The sequence below is a fragment of the Paenibacillus farraposensis genome, assembly GCF_020736845.1.
GTDB classification, from domain to species: Bacteria; Bacillota; Bacilli; order Paenibacillales; family Paenibacillaceae; genus Paenibacillus; species Paenibacillus farraposensis.
Genome location: NZ_JAFFQR010000091.1, coordinates 1,550 through 2,016, shown reverse-complemented (window position 1 = coordinate 2,016; position 467 = coordinate 1,550). Strand labels below are relative to the sequence as shown.

Annotated in this window: 1 pseudogene; it reads right to left on the bottom strand. The window is 49.5% G+C overall.

Going from position 1 to position 467, the window contains the following annotated elements:
* Window positions 1-467 (bottom strand): annotated as a pseudogene (locus tag JO375_RS14810) (contractile injection system protein, VgrG/Pvc8 family); the annotation flags it as partial.

The following is a 467-nucleotide window of genomic DNA, read 5'->3' as shown; positions in this document are numbered from 1 at the left end:
TCCGGGCAACTTCTCGTTGGGTTTGCTCGGTTTCTGTGAGGCAGGTGTTCCTTCGCTCTTGCCTGACTTTACACTGGAAGGTTTAGACGGCGTTGAGCTATTAGGACTTGGCCCCTCGCTTTCAAACATTCGATAAAGATCCTTTGTACTTTTCACACTATTGGATGCTCCGGTATACGTTACCGCTGCCCCCAGTGCTCCCGCAAGGACAGATTCTGCTATAGCAAGAACGCCTACAGGTGCTCCTACTCCTGTAGCTGTTACCACAGCACCTGAGATTCCTTCCGTCACAGCACCAGCCGTTTCTACGGCTCCGGTTACAGTTGTCAAACAATGTCCGATCACTTCACCTGTTTTGCGCGCCTTCGGATGTTTTGATGCGTATTCCTTACTCATGAATCCAAACGTATAATCTTCTACAACTGCTGTTCCCGCTCCTGATATAACTTCTCCGACTACATCTGCGA